Origin of the sequence: Rubrivirga marina (assembly GCF_002283365.1) — a bacterium.
GTDB classification, from domain to species: Bacteria; Bacteroidota; Rhodothermia; order Rhodothermales; family Rubricoccaceae; genus Rubrivirga; species Rubrivirga marina.
Genome location: NZ_MQWD01000001.1, coordinates 2,880,967 through 2,896,140, shown reverse-complemented (window position 1 = coordinate 2,896,140; position 15,174 = coordinate 2,880,967). Strand labels below are relative to the sequence as shown.

10 protein-coding genes are annotated in these 15,174 nt (G+C 73.5%); 9 read left to right on the top strand and 1 reads right to left on the bottom strand.

The window, feature by feature from the left end:
* Nucleotides 1–51: 51 nt before the first annotated feature.
* On the bottom strand, nucleotides 52–2,322 hold the full coding sequence (locus tag BSZ37_RS12090; protein ID WP_095510789.1) for a PAS domain-containing sensor histidine kinase: 2,271 nt from the start codon (nucleotides 2,320–2,322) through the stop codon (nucleotides 52–54).
* Nucleotides 2,323–2,666: 344 nt separating this feature from the next.
* Between BSZ37_RS12090 and BSZ37_RS12085 the strand changes: the two genes are divergently transcribed.
* The 9 genes from BSZ37_RS12085 (at nucleotide 2,667) to BSZ37_RS12050 (ending at nucleotide 15,171) form a co-directional block, all read left to right on the top strand.
* Entirely contained in the window at nucleotides 2,667–4,706 is a 2,040-nt protein-coding gene (locus BSZ37_RS12085) for a vanadium-dependent haloperoxidase (RefSeq protein WP_095510788.1), read from the top strand.
* A 447-nt stretch (nucleotides 4,707–5,153) separates the two neighbouring features.
* Nucleotides 5,154–5,636, top strand: a complete 483-nt coding sequence (locus BSZ37_RS12080; protein WP_095510787.1) for a hypothetical protein — start codon at nucleotides 5,154–5,156, stop codon at nucleotides 5,634–5,636.
* A 587-nt stretch (nucleotides 5,637–6,223) separates the two neighbouring features.
* A complete protein-coding gene (locus tag BSZ37_RS12075; protein WP_095510786.1) occupies nucleotides 6,224–7,696 on the top strand; it encodes an amino acid permease in 1,473 nt (490 codons plus the stop codon).
* Nucleotides 7,697–7,821: 125 nt separating this feature from the next.
* Nucleotides 7,822–8,034, top strand: coding sequence for a hypothetical protein (locus BSZ37_RS12070; protein WP_095510785.1), 213 nt, complete (start codon nucleotides 7,822–7,824; stop codon nucleotides 8,032–8,034).
* 34 nt (nucleotides 8,035–8,068) lie between these two features.
* Nucleotides 8,069–9,781 (top strand): ATP-binding protein, encoded by a 1,713-nt coding sequence (locus tag BSZ37_RS12065; protein WP_095510784.1) that lies wholly within the window; start codon nucleotides 8,069–8,071, stop codon nucleotides 9,779–9,781.
* On the top strand, nucleotides 9,778–11,130 hold the full coding sequence (locus BSZ37_RS12060) for a sigma-54-dependent transcriptional regulator (protein WP_179299606.1): 1,353 nt from the start codon (nucleotides 9,778–9,780) through the stop codon (nucleotides 11,128–11,130). The genes BSZ37_RS12065 and BSZ37_RS12060 overlap by 4 nt, the downstream gene beginning before the upstream one ends.
* 161 nt (nucleotides 11,131–11,291) lie before the next feature.
* Nucleotides 11,292–11,741 carry a CBS domain-containing protein gene (locus BSZ37_RS12055; protein WP_095510782.1) on the top strand — a complete coding sequence of 150 codons (450 nt, stop codon included), beginning with the start codon at nucleotides 11,292–11,294 and terminating at the stop codon, nucleotides 11,739–11,741.
* Nucleotides 11,717–11,974: a hypothetical protein gene (locus BSZ37_RS22035; RefSeq protein WP_179299605.1), complete on the top strand. Its 258-nt coding sequence runs from the start codon at nucleotides 11,717–11,719 to the stop codon at nucleotides 11,972–11,974. The genes BSZ37_RS12055 and BSZ37_RS22035 overlap by 25 nt, the downstream gene beginning before the upstream one ends.
* Before the next feature lie 5 nt (nucleotides 11,975–11,979).
* The gene (locus BSZ37_RS12050) at nucleotides 11,980–15,171 is read left to right on the top strand and encodes an efflux RND transporter permease subunit (protein ID WP_179299604.1); all 3,192 of its coding nucleotides are present in this window, start codon (nucleotides 11,980–11,982) and stop codon (nucleotides 15,169–15,171) included.
* The last annotated feature ends 3 nt before the right edge of the window (nucleotides 15,172–15,174 follow it).

Genomic DNA, 15,174 nt, shown 5'->3' with positions numbered 1-15,174 from the left:
CGTCACCGAGGCGGACGGGGTCGGTTCCGTCCGTCCCCAGAGGGCGGCGGCCTACTCGTCCACGGGCACATCGAGGGAGACCCGCGTCCCCTCGCCCGGGGCCGACTCCACGGTCAACCGCCCGCCGACCGCCTCCAGGCGCTCCCGCACGCTCGCGAGCCCAAGCCCGCCCGGCGTCACGGCCACGTCGAACCCCGCCCCCTCGTCCTCGATGACGACCCGGACCCCCGAGTCCACCTGCTCGGCCGTCACCCGCGCGGCCGGGACGCCGGCGTGCTTGGCCACATTGAGCAGGAGCTCGCGGAGGAGTTGGTACAGGAGGATCCGGACCTCTTCCTCGGGCACCTCCACAGTCCCCCCATCGTGCTCGACCTCGAGCCCGTAGAGGGCCCGCTCCCGCTCGGCCACCCACGCGAGGAGCTCGTCGAGCCGCCGGCCCCTCAGGATCGGCGGGGCCAGCTCGTGCGAGAGCGACCGGGCCGTCTGGATCGCCTCGCCGAGCAGGGTCTCGACGCGCTCGACGTTCCCGACGGCGGCTTGAATCTGGGCGCCGTGGAGGACCTGCTGGAGGTCGTCGTGAAGGACCTGCGCGAGCCGCCGGCGCTCCTCGTGCTCGGCCAGCGTGAGCGCCCGCGAGAGCGAGCGGACCTGGGCCGTCCGATCCTCGACCCGCTCCTCCAGGGTCCGGTTGAGCTCGCGGACGTCGTCCTCGGCCCGCCGCCTGTCGTCGATGTCGATGACGGACCCGACGAACCCCCCGAATCCGTCCTCGTCGAGGGGACGCCCCGCGTCGAGGGCCCATCGGTAGACGCCGTCGTGACGGCGGAGGCGGTAGTCGAGCCGGAACGGCACCTGCCGCTCGTTGGCGTCGAGGAACGCGGCGCGGGCGGGCCCCCGGTCGTCGGGGTGGACGGCGTCGAGCCATCCGTACCCGAGGGCCTCCCCCTCGGCCTGCCCGGTGTAGTCGTACCAATCCCGGCTGAGAAACGTGGCCCGGCCGTCGGGGTCGGTGACCCAAAGGATGGCGGGGGCGGCGTCGGCGTAGGCACGGAACCGCCCCTCGGCTTCGCGGAGCTCCTGCTCGGCCCGGCGTCGTTCGGTCACGTCCTCGGCCACGACGTTGACCCCGACGACGTGGCCGTCTCTGTCCCGGAGCGGGAGCCAGTTCTCGACCCACGTCCGCTCGACGCCCGGCGCGGCTGCCGTCTCCCCGGTGATCTCGATGCCGAGGACCGGGTCGCCCGTCTCGAAGATCTGGCGGAGGACGCCCGCAGCTTCGTCGGCCAGGTCGGGGACGACCTCGAAAATGGTCCGGCCGAGGTGGGCCTCGACGGGGAGCCCGTTGATCTCGGCGAGGTGCTGGTTGATCCGGACGTACCGGAAGTCCCGGTCGAGGACGCAAAGCCCGACCGGGGCCGTCGCGTAGACGGCCTCGAGTTCGTCGAGCCGGGCCTGGGCCGTCCGCTCGCTCGCCCGTAGCGCGTCCTCGGCCGCCCTCCGCTGCGTGTTGTCGCGGAGGACCTTCGCGTAGCCCCGGAGGTCCCCGTCCTGAAGCGCGATCATCACCCCGGTCCCCCAGAACCGACTCCCGTCCTTCCGGACGTGCCACCGCTCGTCGAGCGCCGACCCGTCCCTCCGGGCCTGGTCCCGTTCGCGCTCGACGGCGCCGGCCTCCCGGTCCGCCTCGGTGAAGAAAATGGCGCCGGAACGGCCGACCGCCTCCGCCCGCGTCCACCCCAGGATCCGCTCGGCGCTCGGGCTCCACGTCGTGATTCGGCCCTCGGCGTCCATCCCGATCACGGCGTACTCCCGGGCGTTCTCGGCGAACAGCTCGAACCGCTCCTCGCTCGCGCTCAACGCGCGCTCGGCCGTCCGGAGTTCGGTGGCGTCCTCGATGGCGAGGAGGACGAGCTCGGGGTCGCGGAGTCGGCGGCCGTTGAGGACCACAACACGGCGCCCGAACCGCTCGAACTCGTGGTCGACCTCGTAGCCGTCGAACTTCCCGTCGCGGGGGAGGACGTCCTCCAGGAGCCCCCTGAACTCGGGAGTGTCCCACGGGCCGTCGCCGAGGTCGTAGACGGGGCGGCCGACGGTCTCCTCGGCCGCGCCCCCGAACGTCCGGTAGAACGACTCGTTCGCCGCGACGACGCGGAGGTCGCGGCCGAGGACGAGGAGCCCTTCGCGGACCGTGTCGACGACCATCTCGGCGAAGGCCCACCCGTCAGGGACATCGCCGAGCGTGCCCCAGGAGCTCCCCAGGTCGTCCGTGTCAGATGGTGGCCCCTCCCTTCCAAGGCCTCGGGCCGGGTCGTATTCAGCCATGACGTCAGGTCTCTCTACATCGTGTGGGGTGTGGCACGCCCACGTCGGGCCGAGGGTCCGCCCCGCCTCAGCGGTCCTCGCAGCGACCTCGGCCACGACGTGACGGGCCCACTCGCGAGCCCCTCCACCGCCCGCCCAAGCGGACTCGTCCACTCGGCGTAGTCCCTGCCGCCCGGATCTGAATCGACCACTGCCAACTACTCATGGGAGCAACCGCCGGAGTGACAAAAAATTGGGCGCCCGAGTTCTCAAAATTAACGGCCACTGGTCCGGCCCATCGTGCCAAGCAGAACGAGTGTGGTACGTAGCATCCACGACCCTACCTCGCCTCATCGGCGACTCCAATGTCTCGTTCGATTGGACTCCCGGCTCCAGACTGTGGCGCCCGCCGTGCCGCCGCCCGCGCCCGCCGCGACGCCGTCTCTCCGCTTGCCGACCACCGGGGCGACGGCGTCACGCTCATCAACGGAGAGGAGACCGCCTACGGGATGAGCTTCCCCGCCAACTACCACAAAGGGCTCCCTCACGACGTGAACGGCGCGGTCCACCCGCCGAGCTACCACGCGATGGTGCGGGTGCTCACGGGGCAAGAGACCGGCGCCGTCGAAACGTTGCCGATGGGGGCCAACCGGCACGGGGCGGGGACGGCCGAGGATCCGATCCGCCTGACTGTGCCCGGCAACGAGACGGCCCCGCCGAGCGACCGCCTCGGCTACCGGAAGCTCACGAGCCCGTTCACGGGGCACGTCTTCGAGAACCAGGGCGCCGACGCCGCCGCGCTCGGGTTCCAGCCGGCGCCCCGGTTGGACACGCCCGAGTTGGCCGCCGAGATGGCCGAGCTCTACGCCATGGCGCTGCTGCGGGACGTCCCGTTCACGGCGATCACCGACGGGACCGGCCCAGGCGTCGCCGCGGTCGTGAGCGCGTTGGACTCGATGCCCTACTTCCGGCCCGGCTTCCAAGCGGACACGGACGCGGAGCAGATGCGGTACGAGATGCGGGGCCGCATCACGAGTGGCGCCGACCTCTTCCGCGGGTCGACTCCCGGTTCGAAGACGGGGCCGTGGCTCTCGCAGTTCATGATCGCGGGCAACCGGAACGACAGGGCGACCTTCCAGGCGCTCGACGGCACCCCAGCGCAGGGAAATGGCGCCGGCCCCGGATTCCGCGGCGTGCGCGCCAACTTCGGGTCCAACGATGGGTTCGTCCTGTTCGGGACGCAGGTCATCGACCAGCGCTCCATCGTCGCCAAGCCCGGGATCGATTACATGACGAACTGGGCGAGCTGGCTCGACTGCCAGAACGGAGTCGACTTCAACAACCTCGACGTCTTCCTCGACCGCCGGCGGTACCTCACGACGCCCCGCGACATCGCGACCTACGTCCACTACGACGCGCTCTACCAGGCGTACTTGGTGGCGTGCCTCCTGATGCTCGCGGAGGGCCGGCTCTTCCCGAAGGACCGGGGGCTCCCCGAGACGAGCAGCCGGACGCGGTCGGCCTTCGCCTCGTTTGGTGGTCCGCACGTCCTGTCGCTGGTGACGGAGGTGGCGACGCGCGCGTTGAAGGCCGTGTGGCGCCAGAAGTGGATGCACCACCGTCGCGCCCGCCCCGAGGCGGTGGCCGGGCTGCTCACGCTCCACGCCAACGACCCCGACCGCATCGCGGACGAGTCGCTCCGCAGCACCATCGGCCGGCTCCACAGCATGATTCCGGCGGACATCCTCAGCCGCGTCGCGGCTCACAACACCGCCCAGAACGCGAGCACGAACGCTGCCGTGCGGATCAAGCCGCGGCCGGCCGGAGAGATCCCGGCGGGCCTGCCGGCCATCGCCGACGCGACGAACTACCTCCTCCCGATGGCCTTCCCGGAGGGCTCGCCGACCCACCCCGCCTACGGGGCCGGTCACGCGACGGTCGCCGGAGCGTGCGTGACGGTGCTGAAGGCGTTCTTCGAGATGTACGGCGATGACGGGCGGGCGGAGCGCATGTGGCCGCTCCCGGCGCTGGTCCCGACGTTCCGCCCTGACCTCAGCGGGAATGCGGACGAGGGAGGCGAGCTCGTGCCGGCCCCTGGCTCGCCGATGCTGACGGTCCAGGGAGAGCTCAACAAGCTGGCGGCGAACGTCGCGATCGCACGCAACATGGCCGGCGTCCACTATTACACAGACTACTCGGAGTCCGTCCGGTTGGGAGAGCGCGTCGCCGTGTCGATCCTCGAGGAGCAGCTGTCGATGTACCCCGAGCCAGTGTCCATGTCGTTCACCAGTTTCGACGGCGACCGCGTCCGGGTCTCTGGCAACGGAGACACCGCCGGGGTCCAGATCTTCGCCGACGGCCAGAAGGTCCCTGCAGAGGTGTGGTACGCCCGATACGGGGGCTGACCGGATTCCCGAAGCAGGCGAACGCGTCGGAGCTCCCTCAGCGGCAGACTCCCTGCCTGCCCAATCTGCCGCGGACACCACGGTACCGCGACACGTCGTGGTGACCGCCTTCGGCCCCTGAATCAAGAGAGGGCTCTCAGACAAGGGTCTGAGAGCCCTCTGAGTACGCCCGAATCCCGAACCGGGCCCCCGGACCCGTTCGGAAACGCAACCGATCCAATCGCGCTCGCGCCTACGCCCCCCGCTCGGCCCCGTCCCCGAGGCCGACTCGGTCGCCGGGGAGCCCACCTCGACGCCGTGCCCGGCAGGGCCAACGCCGCGACAGGGGTAAGCAGCGGCATTCAGCCTTGGAGCCGCATTCAGCGGGCTCAGAGAAAGGCCGGGTGTCGCTGGCCCCCAGCGCGGCGTACCGTTCCCTCCCCCTCAATGCCCACCTCCATCGCTCCATTGAGACGACCCCTCGCCAACGGCCTCTGCGTCATCGCGCTCCTGCTGGCCGCGGCCGCCCTCCCCGGCTGCGACGCCGTCGAGACGGCCGCCACCGCCGATGCCGCCACCGTCACCGAGACCCCACTGCGGACGCGGTTCACCCTCTGCACAGGCGAGGTCGTCGTCTTACGTGGGACCACCAGGTCCGTCGACCACGTCCGGGCGGACCGGGGCGGCGGCCTCCACTTGACGAGCAACTACACCCTCCACGTCACGGGGACGGGCAGCCTCGGCAACACGTACCGCGGGAACGAGAACGGGACGCTCTCCCTCAACCTGACGGCGGGCCAGACGTACACCATCACGCAGTCGACGCGGGTGATCGGCCGGGGGGCCGCCCCGGACTTCCGGCTCAAGGCCGTCCTCCACGTCACCGCCAATGCGCAGGGCGTCCTGACGTCGGTCGTCGAGCGGGTCCGCGTGTCCGACACGTGCGGGTAGGGACGATTCGCGAGGCATGCTGGGTGCCCCCGAGCAGGGGACGCGCGGACCACGAGGCCGGACCGGTACCTCGGCCTCTAGGGGTTAGATCGGCCCACCTCGCGGGTCTACGCCGCCGCCACAGGTGAGCGCCAGACGGCTTCGCCTGGGCCTCGCGGGGCCGGTCGACTTCCCCAGGCCGGCCCCGCGTCCGGGTGGGTCACTTGGATTGACCGGCGTGCCCCCGGCGAGCTCGGAGCACGACCCGATCGGACCCTACGACGTGCAGGACGGCGGCGTGGCAAGCCGCCTGGAGTCCCCCCTCACCGGCAGGAAATCGGATCTGCCGGGAAGGGGATCTGCCGCGTATTGGCCTGACGTGCGCAAGCGGCCGAGCCCGGCACCGGCACCGATCGGGGTCGTGCCAAAGCCCACCTCCGCGGCTCGACGCACCGCCACAGGACCTCGTTGCACCCTGCAACGGGGACGCGGCCTGGGAACGCACGCTGCACGAGGTCCAGGCCGGTGACGCCCCGCAGCGGCCTGGGAGAGCGGGAGAGGTGGCCGGCACACCCTTTGGCACGGGCCGCCCATCCTTGCGCCCCGTCATGCACTCCCCCGCCCCCCCGTCCCTCCGCCGCACGCTCGGACCCGTTCAGCTGACCCTCATGGGCGTCGGGGCCATCATCGGGACCGGCATCTTCGTCCTGACCGGCACGGCCGCGGCCGGCGGGCCGGGGCACGTCGGTGCGGGCCCGTCCCTCATCATCTCGTTCGTGATGACCGGCGTGGCCTGCGGGCTGGCCGGGCTGTGCTACGCCGAGTTCGCATCGATGATGCCCGTCGCCGGCAGCGCTTACACGTACGCGACGGCCGCGTTCGGCCGGCTCGTCGGGTGGATCATCGGGTGGGACTTGCTCCTCGAGTACGGCGTCGGCAATGTGGCCGTCGCCATCGGGTGGAGTGGGTACCTCCAGGGGCTCCTCGCCCTGGGCGGCCTCGCGCTCCCGGCGTGGCTCGGGACCGACCCGATGACGGCGGCGCGCCTCGCGCCCGACGTGCTGGCGGGGGCGCCGCACGTGCTTGGCATGCCGGTCGTGATCAACCTGCCGGCGGTCCTCGTCGTGTTGGCCATCACGGCGCTCCTGTGCCTCGGGACGAGCGAGAGCGCGCGCGTCAACGCCGTCCTCGTGCTGGTCAAGCTGACGATGATCGGGCTGTTCCTCTGGGTCGGCATCCGCCACGTGGACCCCGTGAACTGGACGCCGTTCGCGCCCAATGGCTTCGGTGGGACGCTGACGGGGGCGGCCCTCGTGTTCTTCGCCTACATCGGCTTCGACGCCGTGAGCACGACGGCCGAGGAAGCGAAGCGCCCACAGCGCGACGTGCCGATCGGGATCCTCGCGAGCCTCCTCGTCTGCACGGTCCTGTACGTGGCCGTCGCCGCCGTCCTCACCGGGATGGTCCCGACGGCGGCCCTAGCGAACGCCGAACCTGTCGCCGCCGCGCTCCGGGCGGTCGGGGCGGGCGGCGTCGCCGCCGTCGTCTCGGTAGGGGCCGTCCTCTCGATGGCGAGCGTGCTCCTCGTGATGCAGCTCGGCCAGACGCGCGTGCTCTTCGCGATGAGCCGGGACGGACTCCTGCCCGAGCGGATGGCGCGGGTCCACCCCCGGTTCCGGACCCCGGCCTTCGCGACGGTCCTTACGGGCGCGTTCGTGGCGGTCGGCGCCGGCCTCGTCGACATCTCGGCCGCGGCCGAGCTCACCAACATCGGGACCCTCTTCGCTTTCGCGCTGGTGTCCGGCGGGGTGTGGTGGCTCCGGCGGACCCAGCCGGAGGCGGAGCGGCCGTTCCGCGTGCCGGCCCTCGGGCTGGTCGCCGCGCTGTCGATCCTGTCGTGCGTCGGGCTCATGCTCGGGCTTCCGCCCCAGACGTGGGTCCGGTTCGGCGTGTGGCTCGCGGTCGGGCTCGTCGTGTACGCGCTCTACGGTCGCCCGCATGCCCGGCGGGCCGCTCCCCCGTCGCCACTGGCGGTCCCGTCGCCAGGCGCGCCGCCGACGCTCACGCCGCTCCCGGCCTGACCCGCCGCGGCCCGCCATGCCCGACCCCGCCGCCCCGCTCCCCGCACGGCCGTCCGACGTGGTCGCCGTGCTCCTCCTCGTGTTCCTCCTGACCGTCACCCTCGTTCACCTCGCCTGATTCCCCAATGCCTCGCACTCCACACTCGCGCACCCGCCCCCCGGCCCCGAAGGAACGGCCGACGTCGCTCGCCACCTCCGGCGCCCCCCTCGTCACGCCTCCGCGGCCCCCGTCCGACACGAAGGGCGGCCGGCCCGGCGACATCGTCGGGTTCTGGGCGTTCACCCTTCTCATCGTGCTCGGCCTGATCGCCGCCGCCCGCGCGTTCCTGACGATGTGAACGGCCGTACCCTCCGGGCCCCACCTGCCCGCCCGTGCGCCGACTCGCCGTCCAGATCGCCCTGAGCTTCCTCGCCCTGACCCTCCTCACGGTCGGGATCGGGGCGGTCGCGGCGGCGCTCCTCGGGCGGCTCGGCGGGGCCGTGACCCAGACGCTCGACGAGAACGTGCGGAGCGTGGTCGCGGCCGAGCGGATGGGCCGGGCCCTCGACGCGGCCGAGGCCGCCCGCCTCGGCGACGACGACGGGGAGGCCGAGCGAGCGGACCGCGCGTTCCGCGACGCGCTCGGCGAGGCCCGGACGGCCGCCGTGCTCCCGGAGGAGCCGGCCCTGCTCGACACGCTCGCGGCCTCGTTCGACGCCTACCGCCAGGGGGAGGCGTCGGCCGCGCGGGTGGACGGCCTTCGCGCCCGGCTCCTCGTCCTCAACGAGCGGGCGGCGACGGAGCGCGCCCAGCGCGCCGAGGCGGCCGGAGAGCGGGCCCGGCGGCTCCTCCTGCTCGCCGTCGCCTGCGCCGTCGTCGCGTCGGGGGTCGCCGGAGCGCTCCTGACTCGGCGGATCACCCGCCCTCTCCGCGACCTCACGGCCGGCGTCGCCGAGGTCGGGCGCGGCGACTTCCGCCAGCGCGTGGGGGCCGGCGCAGGCGGCGAGGTCGGGGCCCTCGCGCGGGCGTTCAACGAGATGGCCGAGCGCCTCGAGGCGTATGAGGCGCTGAACGTCCGGGCGCTCCTCCGCGAGAAGCGGACGGCCGAGTCGCTCGTCGCCGCGATCCCGAGCCCGGTCGTGGTGACGGAGGGGCCCGACGCCCGCGTCCGCCTGGTCAACGAGGCGGCCGAGGCGCTCGTCGGCGGCGGAGCCCCCGGCCGGCCGCTCGCCGAGGTCGCCTCGGCCCTCGCCTCGGCCCGCCCCTCCGACGGTCCCGACCCGCTCGTCGAGGTGGGCCACCAGACGTTCCGGCTCCGCCGGACCGAGGTGTCGGTCCCCGCCGAGCCCGATGAACCGACCGGGAGTTCGCCCGACCGGCTCGCGGTCCTCGTCCTCGACGACGTCACGCCGTTCCGAGCGCTCGACGTGGCGCGTCGCGAGTTCCTCGCCGCCGTGAGCCACGAGCTCCGCACGCCCCTGACCTCGATGCACGTGGCGGCCGACCTCCTCCTCCGCGGCGCGGTCGGCCCCCTGTCGGACGACCAGCGCGAGTTGGCCGAGATCGTCCGAGGCGACGTCGAGCGGATGAAGGCGCTCACGGCCCGGCTCCTCGACCTCGCCCGGGTCGAGGTCGGCGGACGACCGGTCGGCCCGGTCGACCTGTCCGAGGTCGCGCACGCGGCGGCCGAGGGCGTCCGGCTCGTCGCGGCCGAGCGGGGCGTCGACGTCGCCGTCGAAGCGGCGGGCGTACCGATCGTCGAGGGCGACGCCGACGGGCTGGCGATGGCGCTTTCGAACCTCGCCGCCAACGCCGTCCGCCACGCGGCGTCCCGCGTCGTCGTCCGCGTCGAGGCGCCCCCCGGCGGCGTCCGGCTCGCGGTCGAGGACGACGGGCCGGGGCTCCCCGACGACGCCGTGGACCGGGTGTTCGAGCCGCTCGTTCAACTCGGGACGCCTGACGACGCGCGCGCCGGGAGCGCCGGGCTCGGCCTCACGATCGTCCGCCGCGTCGCCGAGGCCCACGGCGGGCGGGCATGGGCCGAGCCCGGCCCCGGCGGGCGGTTCTTCGTTTCGATCCCCGCAGTCCCCTCCCCCTCGCCATGACCGCCCCCTCCGCGACCGTCCTCCTCGTCGACGACGAGCCCCACGTCCGCGCCGCGACCCGGGCCGCCCTGCACTCGTTCGGGTGCGCCGTCGAGGCCTTCGCTCGAGGCGACGACGCGCTCGATGCCGTCGCCCCGGGGCGGTTCGACGTCGCGCTCGTCGACCTCCGGATGGCCCCGCTCGACGGGATGGCCGTCCTCGACGGGCTCCAGGAGCGGGCCCCCGAGACGCCCGTCGTGATCGTGACGGCGCACGGGACCGTCGAGGCGGCCGTCGAGGCCGTCCGGGCCGGGGCCTTCCACTTTCTCCAGAAGCCGTACGAGGTCGACGCGCTCCGGGTCATGGTCGAGCGCGCCGTCGAGCACGGGCGGCTGCGGTCCCAACTCCGGGCACTCCGCGCCGAGTTGGGCCGCCAGCGGCAGGCGGGCCCCATCGTGACGCAGGACTCCGGGCTCGTCGACGCCCTCGCCCTGGCGGCCGACGTGGCCGAGAGCGCGCTCCCGGTGCTCGTGACGGGCGAGAGCGGGACGGGGAAAGAACTCGTCGCCCAGTTCGTCCACGAGCGGAGCGGCCGGCGCGGCCCGCTCGTGGCCGTCAACTGCGCCGCGCTCCCGGCCGAGCTCGTCGAGAGCGAGCTGTTCGGGCACGTCCGCGGCGCCTTCACCGGCGCCCAGGCCGACCGGGCCGGCCGGTTCGAGCGGGCCGACGGCGGGACCCTCTTCCTCGACGAGGTCGCCGACGTGCCGGCGCCGGTCCAGGTCAAGCTCCTGCGCGTGCTCCAGTCCGGCGAGTACGAGCGGGTCGGCGACGCCACACCGCGCCGGGCCGACGTCCGCGTCGTGGCCGCGACGAACCGGGACCTCGAGGCGGCCCTGCGTGAGGGGACGTTCCGGGAGGACCTCTACTACCGGATCGCGGGCGTCCGCGTACGGCTCCCCCCGCTCCGGGACCGGCCGGGCGACGTGGTGCTCCTGGCCGAGCACCTCGGGGCCCGCTACGCAGAGGCCGCCGGCCGGCCGGTCCCGTCGTGGTCCGACGCCGCGCTCGCGGCGCTGGCGGCCTACCGCTGGCCGGGCAACGTCCGGGAGCTCCAGAACGCCGTCGAGCGGGCCGTCGTCCTGGCCAAGGGCGGGCCGGTCGAGCCCAGGCACTTCCCCGAGGAGGTCCGCGAGGCGGAGGGCTCCACGGACCGGCCGACGGACGACGCCGCGCTCTCTCTGGAGGAGATCGAGCGTCGGCACATCGTCCGCGTGCTCGCCCGGTCGAAGGACTACGAGGAGGCCGCGCGCGTGCTCGGCATCGACAAGGCCACGCTCTGGCGCAAGCGGAAGCGGTACGGCCTGGGCTGACGGACGCGCTCGTCCGGCCGGAGCGCGCGTTGCAGGGTGCAACGGGGAGGGACGCCGAGGTGCAGGGCGCACGACGTGGCGGCGCCCGGGGGCCCTCCGGATCGGTTTCGCGGTCTGGCACGGGGTTGGGAACGACGAGGCCAGTCCTCCCCGCTCAGCCCATGACCGCCCGCGACATCCTCCGCCAGAAACGCCCCGTCCTCCACTCGGTGGCCCCCGACGCCCCCCTCATCGAGGCCGCCCGTCGGCTCCGACTCCGCGACGTCGGCGCGCTCCTCGTCCTGGAGGGCGAGGCCCTCGTCGGCATTGTGTCCGAACGCGATGTCGTCCGTGCGGTCGCGGAAAGCGGCGCGTTGGCGCTGGCCCGGCCCGTCCGACTGGAGATGTCGACTCCCGTCGAGACCTGCGAGTCCGGCGACGGGGTACGCTCGCTGATGGCGCGGATGACGGCCCGCCGGATCCGGCACCTCCCCGTGGTCGAGGACGGACGCGTCGTCGGCGTCGTGTCCATCGGCGATGTGGTCAAGAGCCGGGTGGACGAGGTCCAGGGCGAGGCCGCCGTCCTCCGCGACGCCCTCACGGTCCGATGGGCCTCGTCGCTCGCGGCCTAGCCCGTCGGCCACCGGGGATGGTGGCCGGCGGCGTCTCCCCCCGCCAGACGCGGGCCGTCCGGTTCTGGCGGGGGTGGGCCGTCTCCTTCGCCGCGCTCTGCGGGGCCGGCCTCCTCGTCGGGATCCCGAGCCGACTGGTGCCCGACGCGCTCGAGCCGGCCGTGGGCGTCGGCCTCCTCACGCTCGCCGCGCGCTCCGCCGTCCGCGCCCGCCGCCGGGGCGATCGCTCCTAGCCCTCGTGTTCGTCTCCGACCTCGCCATCCGCCGCCCGCTCGTCACCGTCGTGGCGGTGCTGGCCCTCGTCGCCTTCGGGCTCGTCGCGCTCCTCCGGCTGGAGACCGACGAGTTCCCCGAGATCAACCCGCCGTTCTTCGTCGTCGGCGTGGCGTACCCCGGGGCCTCCCCGGACGGCGTCGAGCGCGAGGTGCTGGACCCCATCGAGGAGGCGGTCCGCGGGATCTCCGGCGTCGAGCGGATCCAGGGGACGGCGTTCGACAGCTATGCCCAGCTCTCGGTCGAGTTCAGCTTCGGGACCGACCGGCAGGAGGCGTCGACCGAGATCCGCGACGCCCTCTCGGCCATCCGCGCCGACCTCCCGGCCGAGATGGAGGAGCCGGTCGTCCGGCGGTTCTCGCCGAATGACTTCCCCATCGTGTCGGTCGCCCTCACCAACCCGGCCCTCTCGTCCACCGAGCTGACGCGGCTGGCCGACCGCGACCTCGCCCGGGCCGTCCGAGGCGTGCCCGGCGTGGCGCGCGTCGACGTGGCCGGGGCGCAGGACCGCGAGCTGACGGTCGCGCTCGACCCCAACGCGCTCGCCGGCCTCGGCGTCTCGGCGGGGCAGGTCGTCGGGGCGCTCCGATCGCAGAACCTGGCCGCGCCTGTGGGCCGGCTCCAGACGGGCGGGGGTGAACAGGCGATCCGTCTGGAGGGCCGCCTGCGGGACCCGCAGGACTTCGCGCGGCTCCCCATCGGCGCCGGAGCCGACGGACGGACGGTCGTGCTGGGCCAGGTGGCGGCCGTCTCGGACGGCGCCGAGGAGGCCCGCTCGCTGGCGCTCTACGACGGCCAGCCGGCCGTGGGCGTCGACGTGATCAAGGCGTCCGACGCGAGCACCACGACGGTCGCGGCCGACGTGCTGGCGGCCGTCGAGGCCGTCCGCCCGCAGCTCCCGGCGGGGACCGAGGTGGCCGTTGTCCAGAACGCCGGCGAGCGCGTCTCGGACTCGGTGCGGAACGTGGTCGAGACGCTCCTGGAGGGGCTCGCGCTGACGGTCCTCGTCGTGTTCGTCTTCCTCAACTCGTGGCGGTCGACGGTCATCACCGGTCTCGCGCTCCCGGTCTCGATGCTCGCCTCGTTCACCGCCGTTTACGCCGCCGGGTTCACGCTCAACACGATGTCGCTGCTCGGGCTCACGCTCGCCATCGGCATCATCGTCGACGACGCCATCGTGGTCCGGGAGAACATCGTCCGGCACGTCGAGATGGGCAAGAGCCACCTCCAGGCGGCGCGCGAGGGGACGGCCGAGATCGGGATGGCCGTCGCCGCGACGACGTTCGCGATCGTGGCCGTGTTCGTGCCCATCGCGTTCATCGGCGGGCTCGCGGGCCAGTGGTTCCAGCCGTTCGCGCTGACGATCGCCTGCTCCGTCCTCGTGAGCCTGTTCGTCAGCTTCTCGCTCGACCCCATGCTCTCGGCCTACTGGCCCGACCCCCACCGGCCGGCCCACGAGCGGGGCTGGGTCACGCGCCGTCTCGACGCCTTCAACGCGTGGTTCGACCGGCAGGCCGAGGGGTACCGGCACGTCGTGGCGTGGGCGCTCGACCACCCGAAGAGCGTCCTGGCGATCACGGGGGCCTCGTTCGTGGCCGCCTTCGCGCTCCCGGCGCTCGGGCTCGTCGGCGGTGGGTTCTTCCCCGAGGACGACAACTCGGAGGCGCGCATCGCGGTCACGCTCCCGCCCGGGACGTCGCTCGCCACGACGCGCGCGCGTCTGGGGCAGATCGACGCCATCGCCCACACGCTCCCCGAGGTGGCCTACACCTACGCGACGGTCTCGGCCGAGAGCGGGGCCGTCGACGAGGGGACCGTCTACGTCCGCCTCGTGCCGATCGCGGACCGCGAGCGGGGCCAGACGGACGTCGCCGACGCGCTCCGCCAGCGCGTCGTGGCCGAGGTCCCGGGCGTCGAGGTCTCGCTCGCGACCGGCTTCGATGCCGCGAAGCAGATCCAACTCCGCCTCTCGGGCGCCGACGCGGGCGTGCTCGCCGAGGCCGCCGAGGGGCTCCTGGCGACGGTCAAAGCGACGCCGGGCACGACCGACGTCGGCCTCTCGACGCGCGGGCGCCGCCCCGAAGTCGACGTCCAGATCGACCGCGACGCGGCCCTCGAGCGGGGCGTCGACGTGGCCACGCTCGCCGCCTCACTCCGCCCGGCGTTCGCCGGCGTCGACGCCGGGGACTGGGTGGACCCTGACGGAGAGACGCGCGACGTGGTCGTCCGCTACGCCGAGGCTTACCGGGCCGAGTCCGGGGACCTCGCCGCGCTCCCGGTCCGCGTCGCCGGCCCCGACGGCGCGCGGGCGATCACCCTCGACGAGGTCGCGACGGTCCGCGACGGACTGGGTCCAGCGCTCGTCGAGCACCTCGCCGGGGAGGCTGTCGTGACCGTCGAGGCGAACGTGGCGCCGGGCGCGAGCCTCAACGGCGTGCTCGCCGAGATCGCCCGCCAGACCGAGGCCCGCCCGCTCCCCGACGGCGTCACGCTCTCGACCGGCGGCGAGGCCGAGGACCAGGCCGAGGTGTTCGGGACGCTCCTGACGGCGCTCGGGTCGGGGATCCTCTTGATGTACCTCATCCTGGTGCTCCAGTTCGGGTCGTTTCTCGACCCGCTCGCCATCCTGGCGTCGCTCCCGCTCTCCCTCGTCGGCGTCATGGGCGGCCTGTGGGTGGCCGGGAGCACGATCAACATCATGTCGATGATCGGGGTGATCCTGCTGGCGGGCATCGTGGCCAAGAACGCGATCCTGCTCATCGACTTCGCCAAGGACGCGAAGGCGCGTGGGATGCCCACGCGCGAGGCGCTCATCGAGGCGGGCGCCGTGCGCCTCCGGCCGATCCTCATGACGACCGTCGCGCTCGTGGCGGGCATGGTGCCGATCGCGATCGGGCACGGCGAGGGCGCCCTGTTCCGGCGCCCGCTCGGGGCCGCCGTCATCGGCGGTGTGATCACGTCGACGCTCCTCACGCTCCTCGTCATCCCGACGGTCTACGAAATCCTCGACGGCTGGCGCGCGCGCGCCGGGCGCGTTTTGGGGCGCCGTGGGGCCTCTCCCGAGTCTCCCGTCGAGCCGGAGTCCGAGGCCGCGCCCGTCGCCGAGGGAGATGGGGTCGCACGGGGCGCCGGGGCGGACGCCCCGGCCCTCCTGTAGCCT